Source organism: Curvibacter sp. GW821-FHT09D12 (assembly GCF_059416245.1).
Window position 1 is genome coordinate 133,473 of sequence record NZ_JBWKOU010000006.1, and the last position, 23,263, is coordinate 156,735.

A 23,263-nucleotide genomic window follows, 5' to 3' on the forward strand; every position below is an offset into this window, starting at 1 on the left:
TCAGAAGCTGAAGCCCACGGCCAGGTGCAGGCGCAGGCGACGGGTGGCGGCCCCCCAGGCCAGGTCGACTTCCAGGGGCCCCACCGGGCTGCGCCAGCGTGTGCCCACGCCCACGCCGACCTTGGCACGCAGGTCGTTGGCCTGGTTGGCCACGGCGCCGGCATCGATGAACACGGTGCCATCGAACTCGGTGGCGCGGCCGTTGCGCACGATGGGCTTTTGCCATTCGAGGCTGCCCACGGCGAGGTAGCGGCCGGGCTCCAGCGTGCCGTCGGCCTGCACGACACCGATCTCGCGGTAGCCGTAGCCGCGCACGGTGGTGTCGCCCCCGGTCAGGAACAGCTGGGTGCTGGGCAGGACCACGCTGCTGCGGGCCCCCACGGCGCCACCTTCGGCGCGCCAGGCCAGGCGGGGTGTCTGGGCGGCGCTGGGGTAGGCGCTTTCGTTGATCGGGATGAAGCCCAGCACGCGGGCGCGGCTGCGCAGGAACGGCGAGCGCTGGCTGCCCAGGGTCAGGCCTGGGCCCACCTCAACCGCCAGGCCGTAGCCCCGGGTGGGAAAGGGGATGTTGTTGAAGTTGCGCTGGGTCCACGCATAGTTGGCCGACACGCTGGAGGCGCTTTCAGCGGGGCTGCTTTGGGTCAGGGTGTGGTCGTACTGCAGGTAGAAATTGCGGTCGTAGTGCTCGTCGGTCTTGGCACGCCCGGTGCGCAGCGTCAGGCTGTTGACGGGGGCGGTGCTGCCGGTCTGGCGCTGCAACTGGCCCGAGGTGACCCAGCGCCAGTTGTCTTTGTCGGGCTGGCTGGTGAGTTCGCTGCTCAGGGTTTTGGTGTCGCGGTCCAGCGACAGCTTGGACAAGGCTTTCCAGTCCAGCCAGGGCAGTTTGCGCTGGGTGAATTCGGCTGACAGGCGGGCCCCGCTGTCGGTGCTGGCGCCCACGCCCAACACCAGCTTGTGCAGCTTGGCTTCGCGCACCTGCACGCGCACCGGCGCGGCCTGAGGGGGGCCGCTGGTGTCGAGCGACATGAACACCGAGTCGAAATAGCCGCTGTCGGCCACGCGCTGCTGGGCCTTGAGCAGATCGACCTGGGTGTAGGTGCTGCCGGTGGGGATCTGGGCCAGGCGGCGCACCAGCTCGGCGCTGTGGTGCTGGGTGCCTTCGACCAGCACCTCGCCAAAGCGGAAGTCGGGGCCCGAGTCCAGGGTCAGGCTGAGTTCGGCCTGCATCGTGTCGGGGTCGATGCTGGCCTGGCTGTCGACCAGGTGGCCGGTGGGGTAGCGGGTGGCGGTGAGGCGGCGCAGCGCTTCGGTCTTGGCACTGTCCCAGGCGGCCTGGGTGAAGATGCTGCCGGTGCGCAGGCCCCAGGTCTCGGTCAGGCTGCGCTGCACGGCCTCCAGCTCGGGGTTGCGGGCCACGTCACCGCTGAGTTGCAGTTTGAAGGTGCTCACGCGCACGGGTTCGCCGGGGGTGACTTCGATCAACACCGACCAGGGGGCGTGCTGGGCGGCACCGGGTTCGGCGGCGGGCGGGCTCGGGGCGGGGCCGGCAGGCTGCGTGGCGGTGGCGGTGGCGGGGTCGGTCACCGAGATGCTGACCTCGGCGCTGAAATAGCCCTGGGTGGCGAGCAGCTTGCGGGCGTTGTCCTGGGCGCTGACCAGCAGGCGGTCCAGTTCGTCGCGGTCCAGGTCTTGCAGGCCGCGGTACTGTTGCAGCTCCAGGTGGCGCAGCAGGGTGTCGCGCAGCGGCTCGGGGGCATGCACCTCCAGGAGGAAAGCTGGGGGCGCGGTGGTGCCGGTCGAGCCCTTGTCTGGCTGGTGGGGCGTGGCCGAGGTGCTGCTGGCCAGCGTTGGGGTCGGTGTGGGGGGCTGGGCGTCGCCTTCGGCACGCGCGGGTCGGCCCAGGGTGGCCAGCAGCAACACCACCGAGCACGCCAGCCCCATCAAAAAGGCCGGCTTGAAAGCCGGCCTGCCTCGCCTGTACCAAAACATGTGTCTATTTTGACAGCATGCGCATCGCGTCTTCGAGGCCTTTGAGTGTCAAGGGGTACATGCGCTGGTTCATCAACTGCTGGATCACGGCGATGCTCTGGCGGTATTGCCACACGCCCTGGGGCTCGGGGTTGATCCAGGCAAAGCGCGGAAAGGTGTTGGTCAGCCGCTGCAGCCATTCGGCGCCGGGTTCCTCGTTGTTGTACTCGACGCTGCCGCCCGGCTGCAGGATTTCATACGGGCTCATGGTGGCGTCACCGATGAAGATCAGCTTGTAGTCCTTGTTGTACTTGCGCAGGATGTCCCAGGTGGCGAACTTCTCGGAGAAGCGGCGCTTGTTGTTCTTCCACATGTAGTCGTACACGCAGTTGTGGAAGTAGTAGAACTCCAGGTGCTTGAACTCAGCCTTGGCTGCCGAGAACATCTCTTCGACCCGGGCGATGTGCTCGTCCATGGTGCCGCCCACGTCCATCAGCAGCAACACTTTCACATTGTTGTGACGTTCTGGCACCATTTTGATGTCGAGCCAACCCGCATTGGCGGCGGTGGATCGGATGGTGTCGGGCAGGTCAAGCTCTTCGGCTGAACCTTCGCGGGCAAACTTGCGCAGGCGGCGCAGGGCCACCTTGATGTTGCGCGTGCCCAGCTCCTGGGTGTCGTCGTAATCTTTGTAGGCGCGCTGGTCCCATACCTTGACGGCGCTCTTGTTGCGGCTTTTTTCTTGCCCGATGCGGATGCCCTGGGGGTTGTAGCCGTTGGCGCCAAAGGGGCTGGTGCCGCCGGTGCCGATCCACTTGCTGCCGCCTTCGTGGCGTTCCTTCTGCTCTTCGAAGCGCTTTTTCAGCGTTTCCATGAGCTCGTCCCAACCCATCTTCTCGATCTTGGCTTTGTCTTCGGGGCTGAGCTCAAGCTCGAGGTTCTTGCGCAACCATTCAAGCGGAACGTCTTTGGTGAAGTCGGTCAGCATCTCGACGCCCTTGAAGTAAGCCGCAAAGGCGCGGTCAAACTTGTCGTAATGCTTTTCGTCCTTCACCAGGGTGAGGCGCGACAGGTAGTAGAAGTCGTCGATTTTCCAGGCCTCGTCCGATTCGGGGCCCACCACGCGGGCCTGCAGGGCCTCCAGCAGGGTGAGGAACTCTTTCACCGAAACAGGAAGTTTGGCGCTGCGCAGCGTGTAGAAGAAGTCGATCAGCATGGACGGCTCCAGGTCAGGTCACGGGGGCTTACTTGCCGCCGTGGACCACCGCGGGCGGTGGGGGTGTTTGCGGGTAGCGCTGCTTGAGCAGGTACAGCAGCTGGGCCTTGGCCTCGGGCCATTCGCCGGCGCTCATGCTGTACATCACGGTGTCGCGCACCGTGCCGTCACGGCGCAGCGCGTGGTGGCGCAGCACGCCGTCCTTGCGCGCGCCCAGGCGCTCGATGGCCTGTTGCGAGGCGTGGTTGAAGTTGTCGGTGCGCCAGCCGACCAGGGCGCAGCCCAGGGTGTCGAACGCATGGCTCATCAGCAGGTATTTGGCGCTGGTGTTGACGTGGGTGCGCTGGACCCGTTTGGCGTACCAGGTGTAGCCGATCTCGACGCGACGGATGGCCGGCACGATGTCGTGGTAGCTGCTGGTGCCGATCAACTGGCCGCTGGCCTCTTCGATCACGGCGAAGGCAAAGCGGTTGCCCGCCTCGCGCATCTGCAGGGCGGTTTCGATGTAGGCGCGGGTCTGGCCGGGCTCGGGCACCGAGGTGACGCGGATGTTCCAAAGCTCGCCATCGGCGGCCGCGGCGGCCAGGCCGGCTTCATGGGCCAGGCTCAGGGGCTCGAGGCGCACACCGTTCAGGCGCAGGGTGACGGGTTCAACAAAAGACATGGTTTCTCCGGTGCCATGCGGGTGCCGCACTGCCGGGGCAGGGCGGGCAGCTCGGGATGGGTCAGCGGTTGCGCTGGTTCATGAAGACCAGCTTTTCAAACAGGGTCACATCCTGTTCGTTCTTCAGCAAGGCGCCCACCAGAGGGGGCACGCTGACCTTGGCGTCGGCACTTTGCAGGGCCTCCAGCGGGATGTCTTCGGCCACCAGCAGCTTGAGCCAGTCGAGCAGCTCGGAGGTGCTGGGCTTTTTCTTGAGGCCGGGCAGGTTGCGCACGTCGTAGAAGGTCTTCATGGCGGCTGCCAGCAGCTCGGCCTTGAGGGTGGGGAAGTGAACGTCGACGATCTTCTTCATCGTGTCGGCGTCGGGGAACTTGATGTAGTGGAAGAAGCAGCGGCGCAGGAAGGCGTCGGGCAGCTCTTTCTCGTTGTTCGAGGTGATGAACACCAGCGGACGGTTCTTGGCCTTGATCAGTTCACGGGTTTCGTAGCAATAGAACTCCATGCGGTCGAGTTCGCGCAACAGATCGTTGGGGAACTCGATGTCGGCCTTGTCGATTTCGTCGATCAGCAGGGCCACCGGCTGCTCGGCCGTGAAGGCTTGCCACAACACGCCCTTGACGATGTAGTTCTCGATGTCCTTGACGCGTTCGTCGCCCAGTTGCGAGTCACGCAGGCGACTGACTGCGTCGTATTCGTACAGACCTTGCTGGGCCTTGGTGGTCGATTTGATGTGCCATTGCAACAGTGGCACGCCCAGGGCTTCGGCCACTTCTTCGGCCAGCATGGTCTTGCCGGTACCGGGCTCGCCCTTGACCAGCAAGGGCCGCTTGAGGGTGATGGCCGCATTCACGGCGAGCATCAGGTCTTGAGTGGCGACGTAATTTTGTGAGCCTTGGAATTTCATGGACAAGTGTTCGCTTAACAGATGTGTTGCAGAAGCGGGGCTCGATATAATCAATCGTTGATTTTTCTCAATCCCCTCGGTACCCAATCATCCATTTGATTGTGCTCGCAAAATGAACAAGATGTTGACAACGGTATTTGCCCTTGCTGTCGCTTCCGTGACCGCTTTTTCGTCGGCCGTCCACGCTCAGGAGGTCAAAGCAGATGTCAACGCCAAGGTGGCGATGTGCATCGGCTGCCATGGGATTGATCGCTATCAGGCGACCTTCCCCGAGGTCTACAAGGTGCCGCGCATCGCCGGCCAAGGCGAGAAGTACATTGCTGCTGCCTTGAACGCCTACAAGAAGGGCGACCGCAAGCACCCCACCATGCGCGGCATTGCCGATTCGCTGAGCGAGCAAGACATCGCCGAGATCTCGGCCTATTACGCCCAACTGGGCCATGTCGAAGGCGCTACCTTGCCCGACAAGCTCAGCCGCGAACCCAACACCCAGGTGGCGGCCCTGCTGAACAAGGGCGCTTGCGTGTCCTGCCACGGCGCCAACTTTGCCAAGCCCATCGACCCCTCGTACCCCAAGATTGCCGGCCAATACAGCGACTACCTGTATGTGGCGCTCAAGTCCTATCAAATGGGCAACAGCCCGGTGATGGGCCGCAACAACGCTGTCATGGGCGGGGTCGCCAAACAGTTCTCGCATGCTGAACTCAAGGCCCTGGCCTCGTATGTCAGCACCCTCGACAGCGACCTGAAGACCGTGCCTGAGTCGCGCTTCCGCTGATCAAGCCCCAGGCGTTGAACGCCCTGCCCACGAAAAAAGCCGCTGATCATTCAGCGGCTTTTTGTTTTTCTGCTGGGCCGGTTGCTTGGGGCGGCCTCAGTCGCGTGTGGCGGCGCGTTGCACGCTGTCGATGTAGGCATGGCCATCGGGGGGGCGACCGCTGCGCTGGCTTTCCCACAGCATGCGTCCCAGGAACTCCATGGTTTCGTGGTGGGCGCCGTGCAGCGAGTCGCGGCGGGCGGTCAGCAGTTCAACCGCCTGGCGGATGCCGCGGGGCTGGTCAATGCTGCATTGCTCGCTGATCGACAGGTGCATCGAGAGGTGCAGAAAGGGGTTGGTTTCGCCCTTCTGGCTGTCATACACGCGGGCCACGGCCGCGTCGGCATCGGCCAGGTCGGCGTGGTATTCGGGGTGCTCGTCGATCCACTGACCGGCCAGGGTTTCAATGGCCTCCATGGCCAGGCCCTGGCGGGACTTGGCATAGACCGAGCAGAAGAAGCGACGGACGTCGTCTTGAGAGGGGTTGAACATACGCCCGAGCGTATCACCCTGGGCGATGCCCCCACGCGTACAGGGGGGCGGCAGAGCCTGTTCAATGTCTTGCGCGACCCGAGGGGGACTTTGACCAGGCTCTCAGGCCCGTGGCGTGCCCACCATGCGCGAGATCGACTGGGCTGCCTGCAGCAGATGGGGCAGCATGCGGTTCTGCATGTCGAAGGCGCTGTTGCGGTTGGCCTGGCCGCTGATGTTGAGGGCCGCGATCACCCGGCCGTTGCGGTTGACCACCGGTGCGGCCATCGAGATCAGTCCTTCCTCGAGTTCTTGATCGACCAGGCACCAGCCCTGGTCGCGTGCCTGGCGAACCCTGGCCAGCAACTCGTCAACCTGGGTCAAGGTGTGCTGCGTCCGGGCCTGGAGTTCGGTGCTTGCCAGGCGGCGCTGGACCTCTTCGTCGGGCAGGCTGCCCAGCAGAATGCGGCCCATCGAGGTGCAGTAGGCCGGCAGGCGGCTGCCCACGCCCAGGTTGATGCGCATGATCTTGTGCGTGGGCACCCGCAGCACATAAATGATGTCGTTGCCCTCGAGCACGGCCGCCGAGCAGGACTCTTTCACCCGGTCGACCAGCCCTTCCATCACCGGCTCGGCCAGGTTCCAGATCGGCATCGACGACAGGTAGGCAAATCCCAGGTCCAGGATGCGCGGTGTGAGTCGGAACTGGCGTCCGTCGGTCTCAACATAGCCCAGAGTCTGCAGGGTCAACAGGATGCGACGGGCACCGGCGCGGGTGAGCCCGCTGCGCCCGGCGACTTCGGTCAGGGTCTGTTGCGGCGCGGCTGCGCTGAAGGTGCGGATGACCTCCAACCCCCGAGCAAAGGACTGCACATAACTGTCGCCAGGGCGTGGGGCCGCGTTCTCGTGGTCAGGTGACGTTGCCATGGTGTTGACTATCTCCTAAAATTCATTATGCGAACCAATGTTCTTATTATGAACAAATTGACTGACCATCGATGCAGATGGCCGAGTTTTTTGCTCATGCTTAGTCACATGTGACGATTTTGCCCGTCTGGTCGCTAGGGTATGCCGTTCGAGCCTATCTGTGCCACTACCGTTTGGAGATATTTAATTCATGATTGACAAGATCGCTGCCTCAGTGGCAGAGGCTTTGCAGGGGGTGCAGGATGGCGCCACCGTGCTGATCGGTGGCTTTGGCACCGCGGGCATTCCACTTGAACTGATCGACGGCCTGATCGCTCAGGGCGCCCGCGATCTCACGGTGGTCAACAACAATGCCGGCAATGGCGACGCCGGGCTGGCGGCCCTGTTGCAGACCGGGCGGGTGCGCAAGATCATCTGCAGCTTTCCCCGTCAGGCCGATTCCCATGTGTTTGACGCGCTGTACCGCCAGGGCCGCATCGAGCTGGAGCTGGTGCCCCAGGGCAATCTGGCCGAGCGCCTGCGGGCAGCCGGGGCGGGCATTGGTGCGTTCTATACCCCGACCGGCTTCGGCACCGAACTGGCCATGAACCCCGATGGCAGCCCCAAGGAGACCCGGATCATCAATGGCCGTGGTCAGGTCCTGGAGTACCCCATTCATGGGGACGTGGCGTTGATCCAGGCCGAGCGTGGCGATCGCTGGGGCAACCTGACCTACCGTCAGGCGGCGCGCAATTTCGGCCCGGTGATGGCCACCGCTGCCCGTTGTACGGTGGCCACAGTGCACGAGGTGGTCGAGTTGGGCCAATTGGACCCTGAGGCCATCGTCACCCCCGGCATCCATGTGAGCCATGTGGTGCCCGTGCCCCGCCGCGCCACCACGGCCGGCGGTTTCAAAGCAGCGGCTTGAGAGGAGACCCAGCCATGACCCCCCCATATCAGCCCCGCAGCAAAGACGAACTGGCGCGCCGCGTGGCCGCCGACATCCATGACGGCGCCTACGTCAATCTGGGCATCGGCATGCCCACCCGGGTGGCCAATCACATCCCCCCCGGGCGCGAGGTGATTCTGCAAAGCGAGAACGGCATCCTGGGCATGGGCCCGGCACCGGCCCCTGGCCTAGAGGACTACGACCTCATCAACGCCGGCAAGCAGCCGGTCACCCTGCTGCCGGGCGGCGCCTTCTTTCACCATGCCGACAGCTTTGCCATGATGCGTGGCGGCCACCTCGACATCTGTGTGCTGGGCGCCTTCCAGGTGTCGGCCACGGGCGACCTGGCCAACTGGAGCACCGGCGAGCCGGGCGCCATCCCCGCCGTGGGCGGCGCCATGGACCTGGCGATTGGCGCCAAGCAGACCTGGGTCATGATGGACCTGCTGAGCAAGTCGGGCCAGAGCAAGGTGGTGGCGCAGTGCACCTACCCCTTGACCGGGCTGGCTTGCGTGAAGCGCATCTACACCGACCTGGCCACGCTCGAATGCAGCCCCCAGGGCCTGCGCCTGATCGACGCCGTGGACGGCCTCGGGCGCGAGGCGCTGCAAGACCTGATCGGCCTGCCCTTGCTGGATTGAGGCTGATACCCGCCCACCAAGAGCCCACCAAGAGCCCCCCCCAATTTCAACCCCGGAGACTAGGACCAACCATGACACAAGCTTTTATCTGCGACGCCATCCGCACGCCCTTCGGCCGCTACGGCGGCGCTCTTTCCAGCGTGCGCACCGATGACTTGGGCGCGATTCCGCTCAGGGCTCTGATGGAGCGCAACCCCGGGGTCGACTGGGCCGCTGTGGCGGACGTGATCTATGGCTGCGCCAACCAGGCCGGTGAAGACAACCGCAACGTGGCCCACATGTCCAGCCTGCTGGCTGGCCTGCCGATCGAGGTGCCGGGCGCCACCGTCAACCGCCTGTGCGGCTCGGGGCTGGACGCGATCGGCACCGCGGCACGGGCCATCAAATCGGGCGAAGCACGCCTGATGATCGCGGGCGGCGTGGAGAGCATGAGCCGGGCCCCGTTTGTGATGCCCAAGGCCGAAAGCGCTTTCAGCCGTGCCAATGCGGTGTACGACACCACCATCGGCTGGCGCTTCATCAACAAGCTCATGAAAGCCCAGTACGGCGTGGATTCCATGCCCGAAACGGCCGAGAACGTGGCCACCGATTTCGGCATTGAGCGCGAGGCCCAGGACCGCATGGCCCTGGCCAGCCAGATGAAGGCCGTGGCCGCACAGAAGGCCGGTGTGTTCGACGCCGAAATCGTGCCGGTGACCATTCCCCAGAAAAAGGGCGACGCGGTGGTGGTGAGCCAGGATGAGCACCCCCGTGCCACCAGCCTGGAAGCCCTGGCCAAGCTCAAAGGGGTGGTGCGCCCCGATGGCACCGTGACCGCAGGCAATGCCAGCGGCGTCAATGATGGCTCGTGTGCACTGCTGCTGGCCGATGAACGCACGGCCGCGCAATACGGCCTGACCCCGCGTGCCCGCGTGGTGGGCATGGCCACGGCGGGCGTGGCACCGCGCATCATGGGCATTGGCCCGGCACCAGCCACCCAGAAAGTGCTGGCCCTCACCGGCCTGAGCCTGGCGCAGCTCGATGTCATCGAGTTGAACGAAGCCTTTGCGGCACAAGGCCTGGCGGTCCTGCGCCAGTTGGGCTTGCAAGACGACGATCCTCGCGTCAATCCGAACGGTGGTGCCATCGCGCTGGGCCATCCGCTGGGCGCCAGCGGGGCCCGTCTGGCCACCACCGCGATCAACCAGCTGCACCGCAGCGGTGGCCGCTACGCTTTGTGCACCATGTGCATCGGCGTGGGGCAGGGCATTGCCGTGATTCTGGAACGCGTGTAAGCGGCCGGGCTGGCGTGCCGGGAGGGCAAGCCGGCTGGTTCAAAGACGCCGCCAGCCCGGCAGCTGCCAGTCGCGCCAGAGCGCCAGGCCCCTGAGGCCGGCGGTGCAAAGCGCGCACAGCATCAGCGCCGGTGACTCGGGTACCTGGGCCTGCACCAGCCCCAGGTACAGCCAGCCGCCCACAAAGGCGCAGACCGCATAGGGGCGGTGGTCATGGAATGCCTTGGGAATCTGGTTGCAGACAATGTCGCGCAACACGCCACCGAAGACGCCCGTGATCACGCCCATCATCACCGAGATCAGCCCCGGCATGCCCAGGTCGTTGGCCATGTCCACGCCCACCCCGGTGAACAGGCCCAGGCCAATCGCGTCGGGCAGTTGAATGGCGCGTTCGGTGGGCTCGAAATGGCGCCGCTTCAACAGCAGCAATGCCGCCAGGCTCAAGCCCAGGATGCCCCACACATAGTCCACGTGGCGCACCCAGAAAAATGGGCGCTGGTCGAGCAGCAGATCGCGCAAGGTTCCCCCGCCGAAGGCCGCCAGAAAGGCCACCACGCACACGCCGACCGGGTCGAGCTTCTTGCGTGCCCCCTCCAGCACGCCAGAAAGCGCAAAGGCCAGGGTGGCCGCCAACTCCAGCAAATGCCTCAGCCAGGGCTCCCAAAATGAGACTGTGTTCATGGTCGGGCATTGTGCACGGGCATGGGCCGACCGCGGTGGGACTGGCCCCGGTCATCGGCAGCGGCTAACATGCGCCGCATACGCAAGTCTTGGAGGATCGATATGACGGTGCTTGTCGTCGCCAATCCCAAAGGAGGAGTGGGCAAATCCACTCTCAGCACGCAGGTGGCGGGCTTCTGGGCCAGCCAGGGCCAGACGGTGGCCCTGGGGGACATTGATCGGCAGCAATCTTCGCGCTTGTGGCTCAGCCTCCGGCCTGCGACGGCCGCGCCGATCGCTGTCTGGAGCGTCCAGGACGACGACAAGGAACTGGCCCGGCCCCCGAAGAGCGTGCAGCATGCCGTGCTCGACACACCGGCCGGCCTGCATGGCGGGCGCCTCAAAGAGGTCATCCGCCTGGCCGACAAGGTGATCGTCCCCTTGCAGCCCAGCATTTTCGACATGTACGCCACCCAGGATTTTTTGAACCAACTGGCCGACATGAAGCGGGCCCAACGGGTTGAGATCGGCATCGTGGGCATGCGGGTGGACGAGCGCACGATCGCCGCCGAGCGCCTGCATGAGTTTGTCGATCGCCTGGGCCTGCCGGTACTGGCCACGCTGCGCGACACCCAGAACTACATCCACCTGGCCGCCAGCGGACTGAGCGTGTTCGACGTGGCGCCCGGGCGTGTGGCCAAAGACCTGGCTCAGTGGCAGACCCTGTGCGAGTGGCTGGGCCGAGCGACCTGACGCGGATGCGCCATGTCGCGTGGCCGACATGGGTGGGAACAGGCCGCCGCTAAAGTGCTTGCATGAAAACCTTCCAGACCCTTTCCGACCTGGCCGCGTGTGTGGGCCAGGAAGTAGCCATCAGCGATTGGGTGACCATCACCCAGGAGCAGGTCAATCAGTTTGCAGAAGCCACGGGCGACCATCAATGGATTCACATCGACGTTGAACGGGCCAAGCAGGGGCCTTTCGGCGGCCCGATTGCCCACGGCTTTCTCACCTTGTCCCTGTTGCCGCGCTTCTTTGGCGAGACGCTGGCCGTGACCGAGGCCCGCATGGGCGTCAACTACGGGCTCAACAAGGTTCGCTTCCCGGCGCCCGTGCCGGTGGGCAGCCGCCTGCGGGCCCGTCTGCGCCTGCTGGAGGCCTCGCCCATCGATAACCAGGGCTACCAGTTTGCCTGGGAGGTGACGGTCGAGCGCGAGGGCGGCAGCAAGCCGGTGTGCGTGGCCGAATCGCTGGCCCGGCAATACCCCTGAGCCTTGTCCGAGCCGCGCTCAGGTAGCCCCGGTGGGGGTGGCCTGGGCGCCGCCGAAGCCGTTCTGTCGCCAGGCCTCGAACACGGTCACGGCCACCGCGTTGGACAGGTTCAGGCTGCGTTGGTCGGGGCGCATCGGCAGGCGCAGTCGTTGCGACAACGGAAATTGATCTCGCACCTCAGGGGCCAGGCCCCGGGTCTCGGCGCCGAACACCAGCCAATCCCCGGGTTGAAAGCTCAACTCGAAGGCGGGGCGCGATCCGCGGGTGGTCAGGGCGAACATGCGGTCGCGGGCCGGCTGCTCTTGCGCCAGAAAGGCCTCCCAGTTGGCGTGGCGGCGCAGTTCGGCGTACTCGTGGTAATCCAGCCCGGCGCGGCGCATGTAGCGGTCTTCCATCGAGAAGCCCAGTGGCTCGATCAGGTGCAGGGTGCAGCCCGTGTTGGCCGCCAGGCGGATGACGTTCCCGGTATTGGGCGGGATTTCGGGTTCAACGAGAACAATGTGAAACATTCCGCCATTGTCGCGCGCCTGCGTGCCCAGGGCTGACGCAGGGGGTGGATCCTGGCGCCCTCAGCGGGGCGCGGGCGTGCGGGCCAGCACGCAGGCATGCACCTCACGGGCGCCGCCCGCCTGCCTCAGCACCCGCGCTGCGCTGTGCAGCGTGGCCCCGGTGGTCATCACATCATCGATCAGCAGCACGCGGCGGTTCTTCAGCCGTGCGGCCTGATCCGGGTTGACGGCAAAGCTGTGGCGCAGGTTGCCCAGGCGCTGGGCCCGGGTGAGCCGGGCCTGTGCTGCCGTGTCCTGCAGGCGCCACAGCAAGTCGGTGTGCAGTCGGCACGGCGTCAGCTGTTGGGCCAGCAGGGCCGCCTGGTTGTAGCCGCGTTCACGCAGCCGCTGCCTGGACAGGGGAATCGGGATCACCCAGTCGGCCTGCTGAACCGATTCGGCCACACCCGGGGCCTGCATCATCAATTGGCCCAGCATGCCGGCCCAGGAGGGGTCGTCATGGAACTTGAAATCGGCAATGCAGGCTGACCAGGGAAAGGTGTAGTCCAGCGCCGCTTGGCAACCGGAAAGTGCCGGTGGATGCAGCAGGCAGGGGCCGCAAACCGGATGGCCTGACTCGACACGGATGGCGCAGCGGCGGCAGCGTGGCACGGGGCGCGCAAAGCGACCCACGCATTCCTCGCACACCCGTTGCGCTGGCCAGGCCCGGCACACCGCGCACTGACTGGGAATGCGGGTCATCATTGCCTCGAAAAGCCGCGCCAGCATGGACTCAATATACTCGCGGGCGCATTGTCGAGAGCCCGCATGAACTACCCGTCCCCCCCTACCATCGCCCCCTCTGCCGTGCAACGCTGGGGACGTGTCGCCAGCCAGGCTTCGCCCTGGCTGCATGAAGAGGTGGCCCGGCGGATGGAAGAGCGCCTGCAGTGGATCGTGCTGCAGCCCAAAGCCTGGTTGGACTGGGCACCCGCCCGCGGGGGGCTTGAGGCGCACCAGCGCCTGCTGGCCCGCTACCCCAAGGCCGTGGCCCACGTGCACGAGCCTTTCGAGGTTGATCGGGCCCAGGCCCGCCAAAGGCATGAACCGGCCTGGTGGCAGCCGGCTCGCTGGATGGGGCCGGCATCGCATCTGGGCTTGCCGGCACCGGGTGCGGTGCAGATGGTCTGGTCCAACATGGCCTTGCACCTCAGTGAGCAGCCCAGGGCCTTGATGGATGCCTGGCATGAGGCCCTGGAGGTGGGGGGCTTTCTGATGTTTTCCTGCCTCGGGCCAGACACCTTGAAAGAGCTGCGCGCCCTGTATGCCGACGCGGGCTGGCCCGAGCCGGGCCCCGCTTTCACCGACATGCACGACTGGGGCGACATGCTGGTCGAAGCCGGATTTGCCGAGCCGGTCATGGACATGGAGCGCATTGTGCTCAGTTATGAGTCACCTGAGCGACTGTTGCAGGAGCTGCGCGAGCTCGGCCGCAACCTGAATCCGGGGCGCTTTGCCGCCTGTCGCGGCCGAGGCTGGCTGACCGAATTGAAGCGCCGCTTGCAGACCCATGACGCCCTGACGGGGCCCACGCCGGGCCAAATGAGCCTGACCTTTGAAATCATCTACGGCCACGCTTTCAAGCCGGCGCCGCGCATCCGATTGGCACCTGAGAGTGCGGTCTCATTGGAGCAAATGAAGACAGTGTTGCGCCAGGGCAAAAAGAATTTGCCGCCTGTTTGAGAATTATCAAACCCAGGTGGTCTGTCGGGTAAACTTGGCCCGGGTTTTCTCAGGGCATTTTCCCGTGCAACCGTTTCATCGGGGGCTTGAGGCATGTCAGATCTGGCATTCCGTTTTGCTCGTGCCTCGGGCGGGGAGGTCGACTGGCGACTGCGCCGCAATTGCTCCGTGACACCGGTGCAACTGGCTTGGTTCTACGGCTCGATCTGTCTGGTTTCGACGGTGATTGCGGGGCTTTGCTGGCACCTGGGAGCGAAGCTGGTGATGGTTTTCACGGGCATCGAACTGCTGGTGGTTGGTGTAGCGTTCATGGTGTTCGCACGTCATGCCACCGACGGTGAGCGGATCCTCCTCAAAGAGGGGCGTTTGCTGGTGGAGTTGGAGCAGGCAGGGCGCCTGGTTCGGACAGAGTTCAAGTCCGACTGGGTGAGGGTGGAGCCCAAGGGCGGGCACCGTTCCCTGATTGAGGTGTCCGGCCAGGGGCGGACGGTCGAAGTGGGGCGCTTTGTGCGCCCCGAATTGCGTCCGGTGCTGGCCAGTGAGATTCGAAGGGCTTTGCGAACCTTGTGACCTTCGGTGCCGCGGTTCGCTGGCACGGTGGCGTCGATTACATAGAGGCAATGAAGAAGTGAACACGATGAAGAGCATTTCCAACAAGTTGGCTTCGCTGCTGCTGACCGCTGGCGCCCTGATCGGCACCGCCGCTCATGCGGTCAATGACCTGCCCGGCGGTCCGGCCGTCCGACAGCTCAACCTGGCCCCCCCGGTGACCCGGATCGCCGAAGAGCAGCATTTCCTGCACTGGATGATGTTGATCATTTGCGTGGTCATCTTCGTGGCCGTGTTCAGCGTGATGTTCTATTCGATCTGGAAGCACCGCAAATCGGTCGGCTACAAGCCGGCCACCTTCCACGAGTCGACCACCGTGGAAATCATCTGGACCATCGTTCCCTTCCTGATCGTGATCGGCATGGCCCTGCCCGCCACCAAGGTGGTGGTGGCCATGAAAGACACCTCCAATGCCGACCTGACCATCAAGGCCACCGGCTATCAGTGGAAATGGGGTTACGACTACCTCAAGGGCGAGGGCGAAGGCCTGTCCTACATCTCCACCCTGGATGCCACGCAGCGGGCCATGTCCAACAACGGTGCCAAGGGCGACATTCCTGACAACTACCTGCTCAAGGTCGACAACCCGCTGGTGGTGCCCGTGGGCAAGAAGGTGCGCATCATCACGACCGCCAACGACGTGATCCATGCCTTCATGGTGCCGGCCTTCGGCATCAAGCAAGATGCCATTCCCGGTTTTGTCCGCGACACCTGGTTCCGTGCCGAGAAGGCCGGCGACTACTACGGCCAGTGCGCCGAACTGTGCGGCAAAGAGCACGCCTACATGCCGATCCATGTGAAGGTGCTGGCCGCTGCCGAATACTCACAATGGGTCGAAGCCGAGAAGAAAAAAGCCGCCGCCAAGGCCGATGATCCGAGCAAGGTCTGGACGATGGACGACATCCTCAAGCGTGGCGAAAAGGTCTATGCCTCGAACTGCGCGGCCTGCCACCAGCCCAATGGCAAGGGCGCTGGCCCGATCAAGCCGCTCGACGGGTCGGCCAAGGTGCTTGATGCCGACCACGCTCTCCAGATCGCTGTTCTTCTGAATGGCCAGAACAACGGTGCCATGCCTTCCTGGAAGCAGCTGTCGGACACCGACATCGCTGCTGTGGTGACCTACACCAAGAACAATTGGTCCAACAAGACGGGTCAGCTGGTGCAGCCTGCTGAAGTGCTCGCACTGCGCGGCAAGTAATCCGACGTCGCCCCTCCAGATTAAGACAAGGAAACATCATGAGTGCAGTTCTCGACCACCACGATCATGCGCACGACGATCACAGCCACGGCGCCCCGGCGGGCTGGCGGCGCTGGGTTTTTGCGACCAATCACAAGGACATCGGCACGCTCTATCTGCTGTTCAGCTTCACCATGCTGATGATCGGTGGCGTGCTGGCCCTCGGCATCCGTGCTGAACTGTTCCAGCCCGGCCTGCAGCTGATGAACCCCGAGCTGTTCAACCAGCTCACCACCATGCACGGCCTGATCATGGTGTTCGGCGCGATCATGCCGGCCTTCGTGGGCTTCGCAAACTGGATGCTGCCGATGCAGATCGGCGCCTCCGACATGGCCTTTGCCCGCATGAACAACTTCAGCTTCTGGCTGATGATCCCGGCCGCGCTGATGCTGGCGGGTTCGTTCTTCATGCCCGGCGGTGCTCCTGCTGCCGGCTGGACGCTGTATGCCCCGCTCACCCTGCAGATGGGCCCTTCGATGGACGCCGGCATCTTTGCCATGCACATCCTGGGCGCTTCGTCGATCATGGGCTCAATCAACATCATCGTGACGGTGCTCAACATGCGCGCCCCCGGCATGACCCTGATGAAGATGCCGATGTTTGCCTGGACCTGGCTGATCACGGCCTACCTGCTGATCGCCGTGATGCCGGTGCTGGCGGGTGCCATCACCATGACCTTGACTGACCGCCACTTCGGCACCAGTTTCTTCAACCCCGCCGGTGGCGGTGACCCGGTGATGTACCAGCACATCTTCTGGTTCTTCGGTCACCCCGAGGTGTACATCATGATCTTGCCGGCCTTCGGCATCATCAGCCAGATCGTGCCGGCTTTCGCCCGCAAGAGACTGTTCGGTTATGCCTCGATGGTGTATGCCACCTCGTCCATCGCCATCCTCTCGTTCATCGTGTGGGCCCACCACATGTTCACCACCGGCATGCCTGTGACCGGCCAGCTGTTCTTCATGTACGCCACGATGTTGATCGCCGTGCCCACGGCCGTGAAGATCTTCAACTGGATTGCCACCATGTGGCAGGGTTCGATGACCTTCGAAACCCCGATGCTGTTCTCGGTTGGCTTCATCTTCGTGTTCACCATGGGCGGTTTCACCGGCCTGATGCTGGCCATGGCGCCGATCGACATCCAGCTGCAGGACACCTACTACGTGGTGGCCCACTTCCACTACGTGCTGGTGGCCGGCTCGCTGTTTGCCTTGTTCGCCGGCTTCTACTACTGGTCGCCCAAGTGGACGGGTTTCATGTACAACGAAACCCGCGGCAAGATCCACTTCTGGTGGTCGCTGATCGCGTTCAACGTCACCTTCTTCCCGATGCACTTCTTGGGTCTGGCCGGCATGCCCCGCCGCTATGCCGACTACCCGATGCAGTTTGCCGATTTCAATGCCGTGGCATCGGTCGGTGCCTTTGCCTTCGGTCTGGCCCAGGTGTACTTCTTCGTGTTCATCGTGCTGCCAGTGATGATGGGCAAGGGCGACAAGGCCCCGCAAAAGCCTTGGGAAGCCGCTGAAGGCCTGGAGTGGGAAGTTCCCTCGCCGGCGCCGTTCCACACCTTCGAAAATCCGCCCAAGCTCGACGCCACGGCCTCGCGCGTGATCGGTTGAACCCCTCCACTGACCCGTCTGAACCATGACCCCCGAACAAAAGAAGAACAACCTTCGCCTGGGCCTGATCCTGGCTTCTGTGGCCGCGGTGTTCTTCATCGGGTTCATGGCCAAGATGGTGTTGCTCGCGCACTGAACGGACCCGCATGAGCCGCCTTGAAAACACCCGCATGGTTGGCAAGCTGGCCGTCGTGGTGGCAGGCATGTTCGCCTTCGGCTATGCCCTGGTGCCCATGTACAAGGCCATCTGCGAAGCCACGGGCATCAACATCCTGGCCCTGGTCGAGCGCGAGGTGCCGGGGAGCGGGCCCACGGGGCGCAATGTCAAGCTGCCGGCCAACACCCAGATTGACACCAGTCGGACCATCACGGTTGAATTTGACGCCAACTCACGCGGGCCCTGGCATTTCAAGCCGGCCCAGAGTTCTTTGCAGGTTCACCCGGGTGAGTTGACCACGGTCATGTACGAGTTCCAGAACGTGCAGGACCGCCGCATGTCGGCCCAGGCCATTCCCAGCTATGCACCGCGGCAGGCGGCACCCTACTTCAACAAGGTGGAGTGCTTCTGCTTCAACCAGTACACCCTGGAGCCCGGCGAAAAGAAGCAGTGGCCGGTGGCTTTCGTGATCGATCCCAAGCTGTCCAAGGACGTGAACACCATCACCTTGTCCTATACCTTCTTTGAGGTGGGTGGCAAGACGCCGGCGGCGCCTGAGGGCCAGACGGCTCTGGCGCCCGTGGTGGGTGCAGGTGCGAGGGCCGGCTCATGAACCAGCCGCTGGGTAAGCCGTCCTCGCCGCGACGCAAAGGGTCCTGGCTGCGCACCGTTCAGGCAGTGGCGTGGTCTTTCGTGGGCATTCGCAAGAACAGCGACTACCAGGAAGACACCGCCAAGCTCAATATTTTCCACATCCTTGCCGTCGGTCTGGCTGGGGCTCTCCTGTTTGTGCTGGGCTTGATTGCCCTGGTGCACTGGGTGGTCCAGTGACTGGCATGGCTTGTTCCAGAAATTCAATCAGAGTTAGAGAGAGACAGGAGCAAAAATGAGTTCGACAACGCATGGTGGAGCCCCTTATTACTTCGTTCCTCATGAATCACGGCATCCCGTGATGGGGGCGATCGGCCTGTTCTTCGTGATCATGGGGGCGGCCAACTGGATCAACAGCGGTGAGTGGGGCCCTTACGCCTTGGCTTTCGGCCTGGTGTGGTGGTTTGTGGTGCTTTACCAGTGGTTTCGCGACGCCATCGCTGAGAGCGAGGGGGGGCAATATGGTCACAAGATCGACCTGTCCTACCGCTGGAGCATGACCTGGTTCATCTTCTCTGAGGTGATGTTGTTCGGTGCTTTCTTCTCGGCTCTGTGGTGGGCTCGCGCGCACTCGGTGCCGGCGCTGGGCAACCTCGAGAACGCCTTGCTGTGGCCCGGCTTCCAGGCCGCCTGGCCGGGCACGGTGGCCGGCGCCACCGGATCGCCGGCTGGCACCATCGATGCCTTCCAGACCATGACGCCGTTCTGGTTGCCCACGATCAACACCGCGCTGCTGCTCACCTCGGGCGTCACACTGACCATCGCTCACCACGCCATGCAGGCTGGTCAGCGCAGCAAGACGATTCTGTTCATGTGGACCACGGTGCTGCTGGGGGTGGTCTTTCTGTTCGTGCAAGGTTACGAATACATGCACGCCTACAGCGAGATGAACCTCAAGCTCAGCTCGGGTGTCTATGGCTCGACCTTCTACATGTTGACGGGCTTCCACGGTTTCCACGTGTTCGTGGGTGCGCTGATGCTGTTCTTCATCACGCTGCGCCTGCAAAAGGGCCACTTCACGCCTGAGCGCCACTTTGGCTTTGAAGGCGCTGCCTGGTACTGGCACTTTGTGGACGTGGTCTGGTTGGGCCTGTACGTGCTGGTCTATTGGTTGTAACAAGCCCCAGACCTGACAAAAAAGCGCCGCAAGGCGCTTTTTTGTCGCCGCTTGCGATCTCCGGGCCTCCGGTCAAGGCCGGGCCTTTGAGTCGGGTGGCGCGGCGTTGTGACGGGCTGCTGCGCCTATGATGGTCAGCGGCCGGCGGGAATGCCGGTCGGTTGAATCCAGCCCAATTTCCAACTGATCAGAATGCAGGCGAACAGCAGCACCGAAAAGCCGACGCGAAAGGCCAGTGCCCGGGCCATGTTCGGTTTCTCGCCGGGTTGGCGCTTGCCTTTGAGCATGAAGAACAGGGCCGTTCCCAGGCTGAGCAAAATGGCGGCAAAAGCCAGGATGACGAGGTATTTCATGAAGGCGATTATCCTGTGAAGCGTTCAGGCGCGTGGCACAACAGCTTTGGCAAAAGCCAGCTCAACAAGCGCTTCGTCCTCATCACGGCCGCGGCGCTGTTCGGCGTGCTGCTCACGCTGGGGCTTGGTCGCTGGCAGTTGGGGCGCGCTGCCGAAAAAGAGCGGCTCCACGAGGCCATGGTGCACCAGGGAGCCCTGCCACCCCTGACTTGGCAAGACTGGTTGCAGGCCAGCCGTGCCGGGCAAGACCTGAACTACCGGCGCATCATGCTGCGCGGCCAGTGGCTGACGCATCACACCCTTTACCTCGACAACCGTCAGATGAACGGTCGCCCCGGCTTTTTTGTGGTGACGCCCCTGGCCCTGCCTGGCAAGGCGGGCGCGGTGCTGGTGCAGCGGGGCTGGGTGCCACGCAATTTCCAGGACCGGGCCCGTGTTCCGGAGGTGCAGACGCCTTCAGGTGAGGTCGTTCTGCTGGGCCGTGTCGCACCACCACCGGCCCACCTGCTGGAACTGGGGACGGCCGCTGCCATCGAGGGGTCTTCCCGCATCCGGCAGAATCTCGACGTGAATGCTTTCAGCGAAGAGATCGGGTTGCGCTTGCAAGCGGGTTCCGTGGTTCAGATCGATGCCAGTTCGGACGGCCTGCAGCGCGACTGGTTTGAACCCGGTGCCGGCACCGAAAAACATTACGGTTACGCTTTCCAATGGTTCGGCCTCAGCGCCCTGATGGCCACTCTTTATGTCTGGTTTCAAATTGTCCGACGCAAACCCCGCTCGCCCTGATCTGTCGCCACTGCCGCATCTGCCCGACTCGCCCCTGGGGCTCACGGTGCATTCGATGCCCACGCCCGAGCAGATGGCCGGCGCCAACGGTGCGCGCACACGCCTGGGCCGTCTGAAGATGCTGGCCGTGCTGCTGGTCTGCGCTGCGCCAGTGCTGGCCTCTTACCTCACCTACTACGTGATTCGACCCAGCGCGCACAAGAGCTACGGCGAGTTGATCGAGCCTCAGCGAGAACTGCCCGCCCTCACGGCCCAGGGGCTGGACGGCCAGCCAATGGCCCTGTCATCGCTCAAGGGCCAGTGGCTGTTGATCAGCGTGGCGGGCGGTGCCTGTGATGAGGCTTGTGAAAAGCACCTGTACCTGCAGCGCCAGTTGCGCGAGAGCCTGGGCAAGGACAAGGACCGCCTGGACTGGGTCTGGCTGGTACCCGACCAAACGCCGGTGCGCCCGGCCCTGTTGCCCGCATTGGGGCAAGCCACGGTGTTGCGCGTGGCCCCCGAGGGCTTGAACGCCTGGCTGAATCCTGCCGCTGGCCAGGCCCTGGCCGATCATCTGTACCTGGTCGACCCGATGGGCCACTGGATGATGCGCTTTCCGGCCCGACTTGATCTGGCAGGCGCGGCCAAGGCCAAGCGGGATCTGGAGCGCCTGATGCGAGCCTCGGCCGGCTGGGATGAGGCGGGGCGCTGACACCATGAACACGCTTCAGCCCGCCTACGACCTGTCGCCCCTGCTGCAGGTGATGCTCATGGGCGCCTTGGTCGCCTCCGGCCCCTTGCTGTGGTGGTGGCTGCGTCACCGGGGGCGCAATCCTCAGGGGCGTTTGCAGGCCTTGACCCTGGTCACCTTGTTTCTCACCTTTGATCTGGTGTTGTTCGGCGCCTTCACCCGCCTCACCGACTCGGGCCTGGGCTGCCCCGATTGGCCGGGCTGCTATGGCCACGCCAGCCCGCTGGGCGCGCAGGCGCCGATTGCCCAGGCCCAGCAGGCCATGCCCACCGGCCCGGTCACCCATGGCAAGGCCTGGGTTGAGATGGTGCACCGCTACCTGGCCACCGGTGTGGGGGCCTTGATCGTGGCCCAGTTGGTCCTGGCCTGGCGCCGCCGGCGCGACCAGCGTCGCCAAGGACGCCGGGGTCCCGGGCTGGGCTGGCCGGTGCTGACCCTGCTCTGGGTTTGCCTGCAAGGGGCTTTCGGCGCCTTGACGGTGACGATGAAGCTGTTTCCGGCGATCGTGACCCTGCATCTGGCCGGTGGCCTGGTGTTGCTGGTGTTGCTTGCGGTGCAGGTGGCGCGCCAAGGCCTGGCCGAGGGCGCCCTGCGGCCTGTATCGGTGTCGCTGGGCCTGTACCTGCTCACGGGGGCGGCCGCGCTGCTGCTGACCGCCCAGGTGCTGTTGGGGGGCTGGGTCAGCACCAACTACGCGGTGTTGGCCTGCAGCAGTTTCCCCCAGTGCCAGGGCCAATGGTGGCCTGAGATGGACTGGACGGGCGGTTTTGAACTGTGGCGCCCGCTGGGCCAGTTGGCCAGCGGCGAGCAACTCACCTTCGCCGCGCTCACGGCCATCCACTTTGCCCATCGGCTGGCGGCGGGTGTGGTGTTGCTTTGCCTGGGTGTGCTGAGTTGGCGTTTGTGGCGGGTTCCCGCGTTGCGGGGCCAGGCGCGCTGGCTGGCTGCCTTGTTGCTGTTGCAGGCCCTGACAGGTTTGAGCAACGTGGTGTTGGGCTGGCCGCTGATCGCAGCGGTGGCGCACACCGGCGGTGCCGCTGCCCTGGCCCTGGTGTTGACGCGGGTGCTGACCCTCAGCAGCCCCCGCGGAGCCTTTTCCTCTTCCGTATCCCTGAGCGCATCGAGACTGTCTGCATGAGCGTCGCCCCTTCTGTTTCCTACCCCTCCCTGGCGCGGCAGTTCTATGCGCTGACCAAGCCCCGGGTGGTTCAACTGATCGTGTTCTGTGCCTTGATCGGCATGGTTCTGGCCGTGCCTGGCGTGCCCAGCCTGTCGGATGTGGGTCTGGCCGCGGTGGCCTCACTGGGCATCTGGCTGGTGGCGGGCGCGGCCGCGGCCTTCAATTGCCTGGTCGAAAAAGGCATCGATGCCAAGATGAAGCGCACCGCTTGGCGTCCCACGGCCAAAGGCGAGTTGAGTGATCGCCAGTCGCTGGCGTTCTCGGCGCTGCTGTGCACGGCGGGCTCGGTGCTGCTGTATGTGTGGGTCAACCCGATCACCATGTGGCTGACCTTTGCCACCTTTGTGGGCTATGCGGTGATCTACACCGTGATCCTGAAGCCACTGACACCACAGAACATCGTGATTGGGGGCGCCTCGGGCGCCATGCCCCCTGTGTTGGGTTGGGCGGCCATGACGGGCGAGGTGAGCCCTGAGGCACTGATCCTTTTCCTGATCATCTTCCTCTGGACGCCGCCGCATTTCTGGGCACTCGCCCTCTACCGGGTCGAGGACTACCGCAAGGCCGGGCTGCCCATGCTGCCCGTCACCCATGGCAACGAGTTCACCCGGTTGCAGGTGTTGCTGTACACCTTTGTGTTGTTTGCCGGGTGCCTGATGCCTTTTGTCTACGGCATGAGTTCCTGGTTTTACCTGGTCGCCGCCGTGCTGCTCAGTGGCGGCTTCATTGCCTATGCCTTCCGCCTGTGGCGCTCCTATTCGGACGAGTTGGCGCGCCGAACCTTCCGTTTTTCTCTGATCCACCTGAGCCTGCTGTTTGCGGCCCTGCTGATCGACCACTACCTGTTCTGA

28 protein-coding genes are annotated in these 23,263 nt (G+C 64.2%); 18 read left to right on the forward strand and 10 right to left on the reverse strand.

Features of this window, described 5'->3' with window-relative positions; genetic code table 11:
* The 4 genes from AC07PT_RS11865 to AC07PT_RS11880 form a co-directional block, all read right to left on the reverse strand.
* Positions 1–1,989 carry an autotransporter assembly complex protein TamA gene (locus tag AC07PT_RS11865; RefSeq protein WP_494656766.1) on the reverse strand — a complete coding sequence of 663 codons (1,989 nt, stop codon included), beginning with the start codon at positions 1,987–1,989 and terminating at the stop codon, positions 1–3.
* A gap of 4 nt (positions 1,990–1,993) precedes the next feature.
* A complete protein-coding gene (locus AC07PT_RS11870; RefSeq protein WP_492348238.1) occupies positions 1,994–3,184 on the reverse strand; it encodes a vWA domain-containing protein in 1,191 nt (396 codons plus the stop codon).
* A gap of 28 nt (positions 3,185–3,212) precedes the next feature.
* The gene (locus AC07PT_RS11875) at positions 3,213–3,848 is read right to left on the reverse strand and encodes a GNAT family N-acetyltransferase (RefSeq protein ID WP_492348239.1); all 636 of its coding nucleotides are present in this window, start codon (positions 3,846–3,848) and stop codon (positions 3,213–3,215) included.
* Positions 3,849–3,909: 61 nt separating this feature from the next.
* Entirely contained in the window at positions 3,910–4,752 is an 843-nt protein-coding gene (locus AC07PT_RS11880; protein ID WP_492348240.1) for an AAA family ATPase, read from the reverse strand.
* Positions 4,753–4,864: 112 nt separating this feature from the next.
* Here AC07PT_RS11880 and AC07PT_RS11885 point away from each other — a divergent pair, with 112 nt between their 5' ends.
* Positions 4,865–5,530, forward strand: a complete 666-nt coding sequence (locus AC07PT_RS11885) for a c-type cytochrome (protein ID WP_492348241.1) — start codon at positions 4,865–4,867, stop codon at positions 5,528–5,530.
* A gap of 96 nt (positions 5,531–5,626) precedes the next feature.
* Here AC07PT_RS11885 and AC07PT_RS11890 read toward each other — a convergent pair whose 3' ends face one another.
* Together AC07PT_RS11890 and AC07PT_RS11895 are read right to left on the reverse strand one after the other, a co-directional pair.
* Positions 5,627–6,061: a DUF1841 family protein gene (locus tag AC07PT_RS11890; RefSeq protein WP_027475901.1), complete on the reverse strand. Its 435-nt coding sequence runs from the start codon at positions 6,059–6,061 to the stop codon at positions 5,627–5,629.
* A gap of 102 nt (positions 6,062–6,163) precedes the next feature.
* Positions 6,164–6,967, reverse strand: coding sequence for an IclR family transcriptional regulator (locus AC07PT_RS11895; protein ID WP_492348242.1), 804 nt, complete (start codon positions 6,965–6,967; stop codon positions 6,164–6,166).
* A 190-nt stretch (positions 6,968–7,157) separates the two neighbouring features.
* Here AC07PT_RS11895 and AC07PT_RS11900 point away from each other — a divergent pair, with 190 nt between their 5' ends.
* The 3 genes from AC07PT_RS11900 (at position 7,158) to pcaF (ending at position 9,810) form a co-directional block, all read left to right on the forward strand.
* Positions 7,158–7,874, forward strand: coding sequence for a 3-oxoacid CoA-transferase subunit A (locus tag AC07PT_RS11900; protein ID WP_492348243.1), 717 nt, complete (start codon positions 7,158–7,160; stop codon positions 7,872–7,874).
* 14 nt (positions 7,875–7,888) lie between these two features.
* Positions 7,889–8,536: a 3-oxoacid CoA-transferase subunit B gene (locus AC07PT_RS11905; protein WP_492348244.1), complete on the forward strand. Its 648-nt coding sequence runs from the start codon at positions 7,889–7,891 to the stop codon at positions 8,534–8,536.
* A 71-nt stretch (positions 8,537–8,607) separates the two neighbouring features.
* Positions 8,608–9,810 carry a 3-oxoadipyl-CoA thiolase gene (gene pcaF, locus AC07PT_RS11910; RefSeq protein WP_494656767.1) on the forward strand — a complete coding sequence of 401 codons (1,203 nt, stop codon included), beginning with the start codon at positions 8,608–8,610 and terminating at the stop codon, positions 9,808–9,810.
* Between the two features lie 39 nt (positions 9,811–9,849).
* Here the strand turns inward: pcaF and AC07PT_RS11915 are convergent, their stop codons facing one another.
* Positions 9,850–10,491, reverse strand: coding sequence for a trimeric intracellular cation channel family protein (locus tag AC07PT_RS11915; RefSeq protein ID WP_492348246.1), 642 nt, complete (start codon positions 10,489–10,491; stop codon positions 9,850–9,852).
* Between the two features lie 102 nt (positions 10,492–10,593).
* Here AC07PT_RS11915 and AC07PT_RS11920 point away from each other — a divergent pair, with 102 nt between their 5' ends.
* The gene (locus AC07PT_RS11920; RefSeq protein WP_494656768.1) at positions 10,594–11,223 is read left to right on the forward strand and encodes a division plane positioning ATPase MipZ; all 630 of its coding nucleotides are present in this window, start codon (positions 10,594–10,596) and stop codon (positions 11,221–11,223) included.
* A gap of 62 nt (positions 11,224–11,285) precedes the next feature.
* Positions 11,286–11,741 (forward strand): MaoC family dehydratase, encoded by a 456-nt coding sequence (locus AC07PT_RS11925; RefSeq protein ID WP_019574047.1) that lies wholly within the window; start codon positions 11,286–11,288, stop codon positions 11,739–11,741.
* A gap of 18 nt (positions 11,742–11,759) precedes the next feature.
* Here the strand turns inward: AC07PT_RS11925 and trmL are convergent, their stop codons facing one another.
* Entirely contained in the window at positions 11,760–12,251 is a 492-nt protein-coding gene (trmL, locus tag AC07PT_RS11930) for a tRNA (uridine(34)/cytosine(34)/5-carboxymethylaminomethyluridine(34)-2'-O)-methyltransferase TrmL (RefSeq protein WP_492348248.1), read from the reverse strand.
* A 60-nt stretch (positions 12,252–12,311) separates the two neighbouring features.
* The gene (locus AC07PT_RS11935) at positions 12,312–12,992 is read right to left on the reverse strand and encodes a ComF family protein (RefSeq protein ID WP_494656769.1); all 681 of its coding nucleotides are present in this window, start codon (positions 12,990–12,992) and stop codon (positions 12,312–12,314) included.
* A 66-nt stretch (positions 12,993–13,058) separates the two neighbouring features.
* Between AC07PT_RS11935 and AC07PT_RS11940 the strand changes: the two genes are divergently transcribed.
* The 8 genes from AC07PT_RS11940 (at position 13,059) to AC07PT_RS11975 (ending at position 19,363) form a co-directional block, all read left to right on the forward strand.
* The gene (locus tag AC07PT_RS11940) at positions 13,059–13,973 is read left to right on the forward strand and encodes a methyltransferase domain-containing protein (RefSeq protein ID WP_494656770.1); all 915 of its coding nucleotides are present in this window, start codon (positions 13,059–13,061) and stop codon (positions 13,971–13,973) included.
* Positions 13,974–14,066: 93 nt separating this feature from the next.
* Entirely contained in the window at positions 14,067–14,543 is a 477-nt protein-coding gene (locus AC07PT_RS11945) for a DUF2244 domain-containing protein (protein ID WP_492348251.1), read from the forward strand.
* 67 nt (positions 14,544–14,610) lie between these two features.
* Positions 14,611–15,780, forward strand: coding sequence for a cytochrome c oxidase subunit II (coxB, locus tag AC07PT_RS11950; protein ID WP_492348252.1), 1,170 nt, complete (start codon positions 14,611–14,613; stop codon positions 15,778–15,780).
* A 38-nt stretch (positions 15,781–15,818) separates the two neighbouring features.
* Positions 15,819–17,438 carry a cytochrome c oxidase subunit I gene (gene ctaD, locus AC07PT_RS11955; protein WP_492348253.1) on the forward strand — a complete coding sequence of 540 codons (1,620 nt, stop codon included), beginning with the start codon at positions 15,819–15,821 and terminating at the stop codon, positions 17,436–17,438.
* 25 nt (positions 17,439–17,463) lie between these two features.
* Positions 17,464–17,574, forward strand: a complete 111-nt coding sequence (locus AC07PT_RS11960) for a cytochrome oxidase small assembly protein (protein WP_492348254.1) — start codon at positions 17,464–17,466, stop codon at positions 17,572–17,574.
* A gap of 10 nt (positions 17,575–17,584) precedes the next feature.
* Positions 17,585–18,208: a cytochrome c oxidase assembly protein gene (locus AC07PT_RS11965; RefSeq protein ID WP_492348255.1), complete on the forward strand. Its 624-nt coding sequence runs from the start codon at positions 17,585–17,587 to the stop codon at positions 18,206–18,208.
* Positions 18,205–18,426, forward strand: coding sequence for a DUF2970 domain-containing protein (locus AC07PT_RS11970; protein ID WP_492348256.1), 222 nt, complete (start codon positions 18,205–18,207; stop codon positions 18,424–18,426). The genes AC07PT_RS11965 and AC07PT_RS11970 overlap by 4 nt, the downstream gene beginning before the upstream one ends.
* Before the next feature lie 55 nt (positions 18,427–18,481).
* Positions 18,482–19,363, forward strand: coding sequence for a cytochrome c oxidase subunit 3 (locus tag AC07PT_RS11975; protein WP_492348257.1), 882 nt, complete (start codon positions 18,482–18,484; stop codon positions 19,361–19,363).
* 134 nt (positions 19,364–19,497) lie between these two features.
* Here the strand turns inward: AC07PT_RS11975 and AC07PT_RS11980 are convergent, their stop codons facing one another.
* A complete protein-coding gene (locus AC07PT_RS11980; RefSeq protein ID WP_019574036.1) occupies positions 19,498–19,716 on the reverse strand; it encodes a twin transmembrane helix small protein in 219 nt (72 codons plus the stop codon).
* A 15-nt stretch (positions 19,717–19,731) separates the two neighbouring features.
* Between AC07PT_RS11980 and AC07PT_RS11985 the strand changes: the two genes are divergently transcribed.
* The 4 genes from AC07PT_RS11985 to cyoE are packed head-to-tail and all read left to right on the forward strand — an operon-like array spanning position 19,732 to position 23,263.
* Positions 19,732–20,502: an SURF1 family protein gene (locus tag AC07PT_RS11985; RefSeq protein WP_492348258.1), complete on the forward strand. Its 771-nt coding sequence runs from the start codon at positions 19,732–19,734 to the stop codon at positions 20,500–20,502.
* The gene (locus AC07PT_RS11990; protein ID WP_492348259.1) at positions 20,459–21,193 is read left to right on the forward strand and encodes a redox-active disulfide-containing membrane protein; all 735 of its coding nucleotides are present in this window, start codon (positions 20,459–20,461) and stop codon (positions 21,191–21,193) included. Before AC07PT_RS11985 ends, AC07PT_RS11990 begins: the two co-directional genes overlap by 44 nt.
* Positions 21,194–21,197: 4 nt before the next feature.
* Positions 21,198–22,370 (forward strand): COX15/CtaA family protein, encoded by a 1,173-nt coding sequence (locus tag AC07PT_RS11995; RefSeq protein ID WP_494656771.1) that lies wholly within the window; start codon positions 21,198–21,200, stop codon positions 22,368–22,370.
* Positions 22,367–23,263, forward strand: a complete 897-nt coding sequence (gene cyoE / locus AC07PT_RS12000) for a heme o synthase (protein ID WP_492348261.1) — start codon at positions 22,367–22,369, stop codon at positions 23,261–23,263. Before AC07PT_RS11995 ends, cyoE begins: the two co-directional genes overlap by 4 nt.

What these genes read in the sequence shown, in the direction of transcription:
- AC07PT_RS11885 (WP_492348241.1), top strand. Translation starts at nt 4,865, where the DNA reads ATGAACAAGATGTTGACAACGGTATTTGCCCTTGCTGTCGCTTCCGTG.
- AC07PT_RS11915 (WP_492348246.1), bottom strand. Translation starts at nt 10,491, where the DNA reads ATGAACACAGTCTCATTTTGGGAGCCCTGGCTGAGGCATTTGCTGGAG.
- AC07PT_RS11975 (WP_492348257.1), top strand. Translation starts at nt 18,482, where the DNA reads ATGAGTTCGACAACGCATGGTGGAGCCCCTTATTACTTCGTTCCTCAT.
- AC07PT_RS11980 (WP_019574036.1), bottom strand. Translation starts at nt 19,716, where the DNA reads ATGAAATACCTCGTCATCCTGGCTTTTGCCGCCATTTTGCTCAGCCTG.
- AC07PT_RS11940 (WP_494656770.1), top strand. Translation starts at nt 13,059, where the DNA reads ATGAACTACCCGTCCCCCCCTACCATCGCCCCCTCTGCCGTGCAACGC.
- AC07PT_RS11990 (WP_492348259.1), top strand. Translation starts at nt 20,459, where the DNA reads ATGTCTGGTTTCAAATTGTCCGACGCAAACCCCGCTCGCCCTGATCTG.
- AC07PT_RS11965 (WP_492348255.1), top strand. Translation starts at nt 17,585, where the DNA reads ATGAGCCGCCTTGAAAACACCCGCATGGTTGGCAAGCTGGCCGTCGTG.
- AC07PT_RS11920 (WP_494656768.1), top strand. Translation starts at nt 10,594, where the DNA reads ATGACGGTGCTTGTCGTCGCCAATCCCAAAGGAGGAGTGGGCAAATCC.
- coxB (WP_492348252.1), top strand. Translation starts at nt 14,611, where the DNA reads ATGAAGAGCATTTCCAACAAGTTGGCTTCGCTGCTGCTGACCGCTGGC.
- AC07PT_RS11870 (WP_492348238.1), bottom strand. Translation starts at nt 3,184, where the DNA reads ATGCTGATCGACTTCTTCTACACGCTGCGCAGCGCCAAACTTCCTGTT.
- AC07PT_RS11925 (WP_019574047.1), top strand. Translation starts at nt 11,286, where the DNA reads ATGAAAACCTTCCAGACCCTTTCCGACCTGGCCGCGTGTGTGGGCCAG.
- AC07PT_RS11875 (WP_492348239.1), bottom strand. Translation starts at nt 3,848, where the DNA reads ATGTCTTTTGTTGAACCCGTCACCCTGCGCCTGAACGGTGTGCGCCTC.
- AC07PT_RS11935 (WP_494656769.1), bottom strand. Translation starts at nt 12,992, where the DNA reads ATGACCCGCATTCCCAGTCAGTGCGCGGTGTGCCGGGCCTGGCCAGCG.
- ctaD (WP_492348253.1), top strand. Translation starts at nt 15,819, where the DNA reads ATGAGTGCAGTTCTCGACCACCACGATCATGCGCACGACGATCACAGC.
- AC07PT_RS11900 (WP_492348243.1), top strand. Translation starts at nt 7,158, where the DNA reads ATGATTGACAAGATCGCTGCCTCAGTGGCAGAGGCTTTGCAGGGGGTG.
- AC07PT_RS11945 (WP_492348251.1), top strand. Translation starts at nt 14,067, where the DNA reads ATGTCAGATCTGGCATTCCGTTTTGCTCGTGCCTCGGGCGGGGAGGTC.
- AC07PT_RS11890 (WP_027475901.1), bottom strand. Translation starts at nt 6,061, where the DNA reads ATGTTCAACCCCTCTCAAGACGACGTCCGTCGCTTCTTCTGCTCGGTC.
- cyoE (WP_492348261.1), top strand. Translation starts at nt 22,367, where the DNA reads ATGAGCGTCGCCCCTTCTGTTTCCTACCCCTCCCTGGCGCGGCAGTTC.
- AC07PT_RS11865 (WP_494656766.1), bottom strand. Translation starts at nt 1,989, where the DNA reads ATGTTTTGGTACAGGCGAGGCAGGCCGGCTTTCAAGCCGGCCTTTTTG.
- AC07PT_RS11995 (WP_494656771.1), top strand. Translation starts at nt 21,198, where the DNA reads ATGAACACGCTTCAGCCCGCCTACGACCTGTCGCCCCTGCTGCAGGTG.
- AC07PT_RS11905 (WP_492348244.1), top strand. Translation starts at nt 7,889, where the DNA reads ATGACCCCCCCATATCAGCCCCGCAGCAAAGACGAACTGGCGCGCCGC.
- AC07PT_RS11880 (WP_492348240.1), bottom strand. Translation starts at nt 4,752, where the DNA reads ATGAAATTCCAAGGCTCACAAAATTACGTCGCCACTCAAGACCTGATG.
- AC07PT_RS11970 (WP_492348256.1), top strand. Translation starts at nt 18,205, where the DNA reads ATGAACCAGCCGCTGGGTAAGCCGTCCTCGCCGCGACGCAAAGGGTCC.
- AC07PT_RS11960 (WP_492348254.1), top strand. Translation starts at nt 17,464, where the DNA reads ATGACCCCCGAACAAAAGAAGAACAACCTTCGCCTGGGCCTGATCCTG.
- trmL (WP_492348248.1), bottom strand. Translation starts at nt 12,251, where the DNA reads ATGTTTCACATTGTTCTCGTTGAACCCGAAATCCCGCCCAATACCGGG.
- AC07PT_RS11895 (WP_492348242.1), bottom strand. Translation starts at nt 6,967, where the DNA reads ATGGCAACGTCACCTGACCACGAGAACGCGGCCCCACGCCCTGGCGAC.
- pcaF (WP_494656767.1), top strand. Translation starts at nt 8,608, where the DNA reads ATGACACAAGCTTTTATCTGCGACGCCATCCGCACGCCCTTCGGCCGC.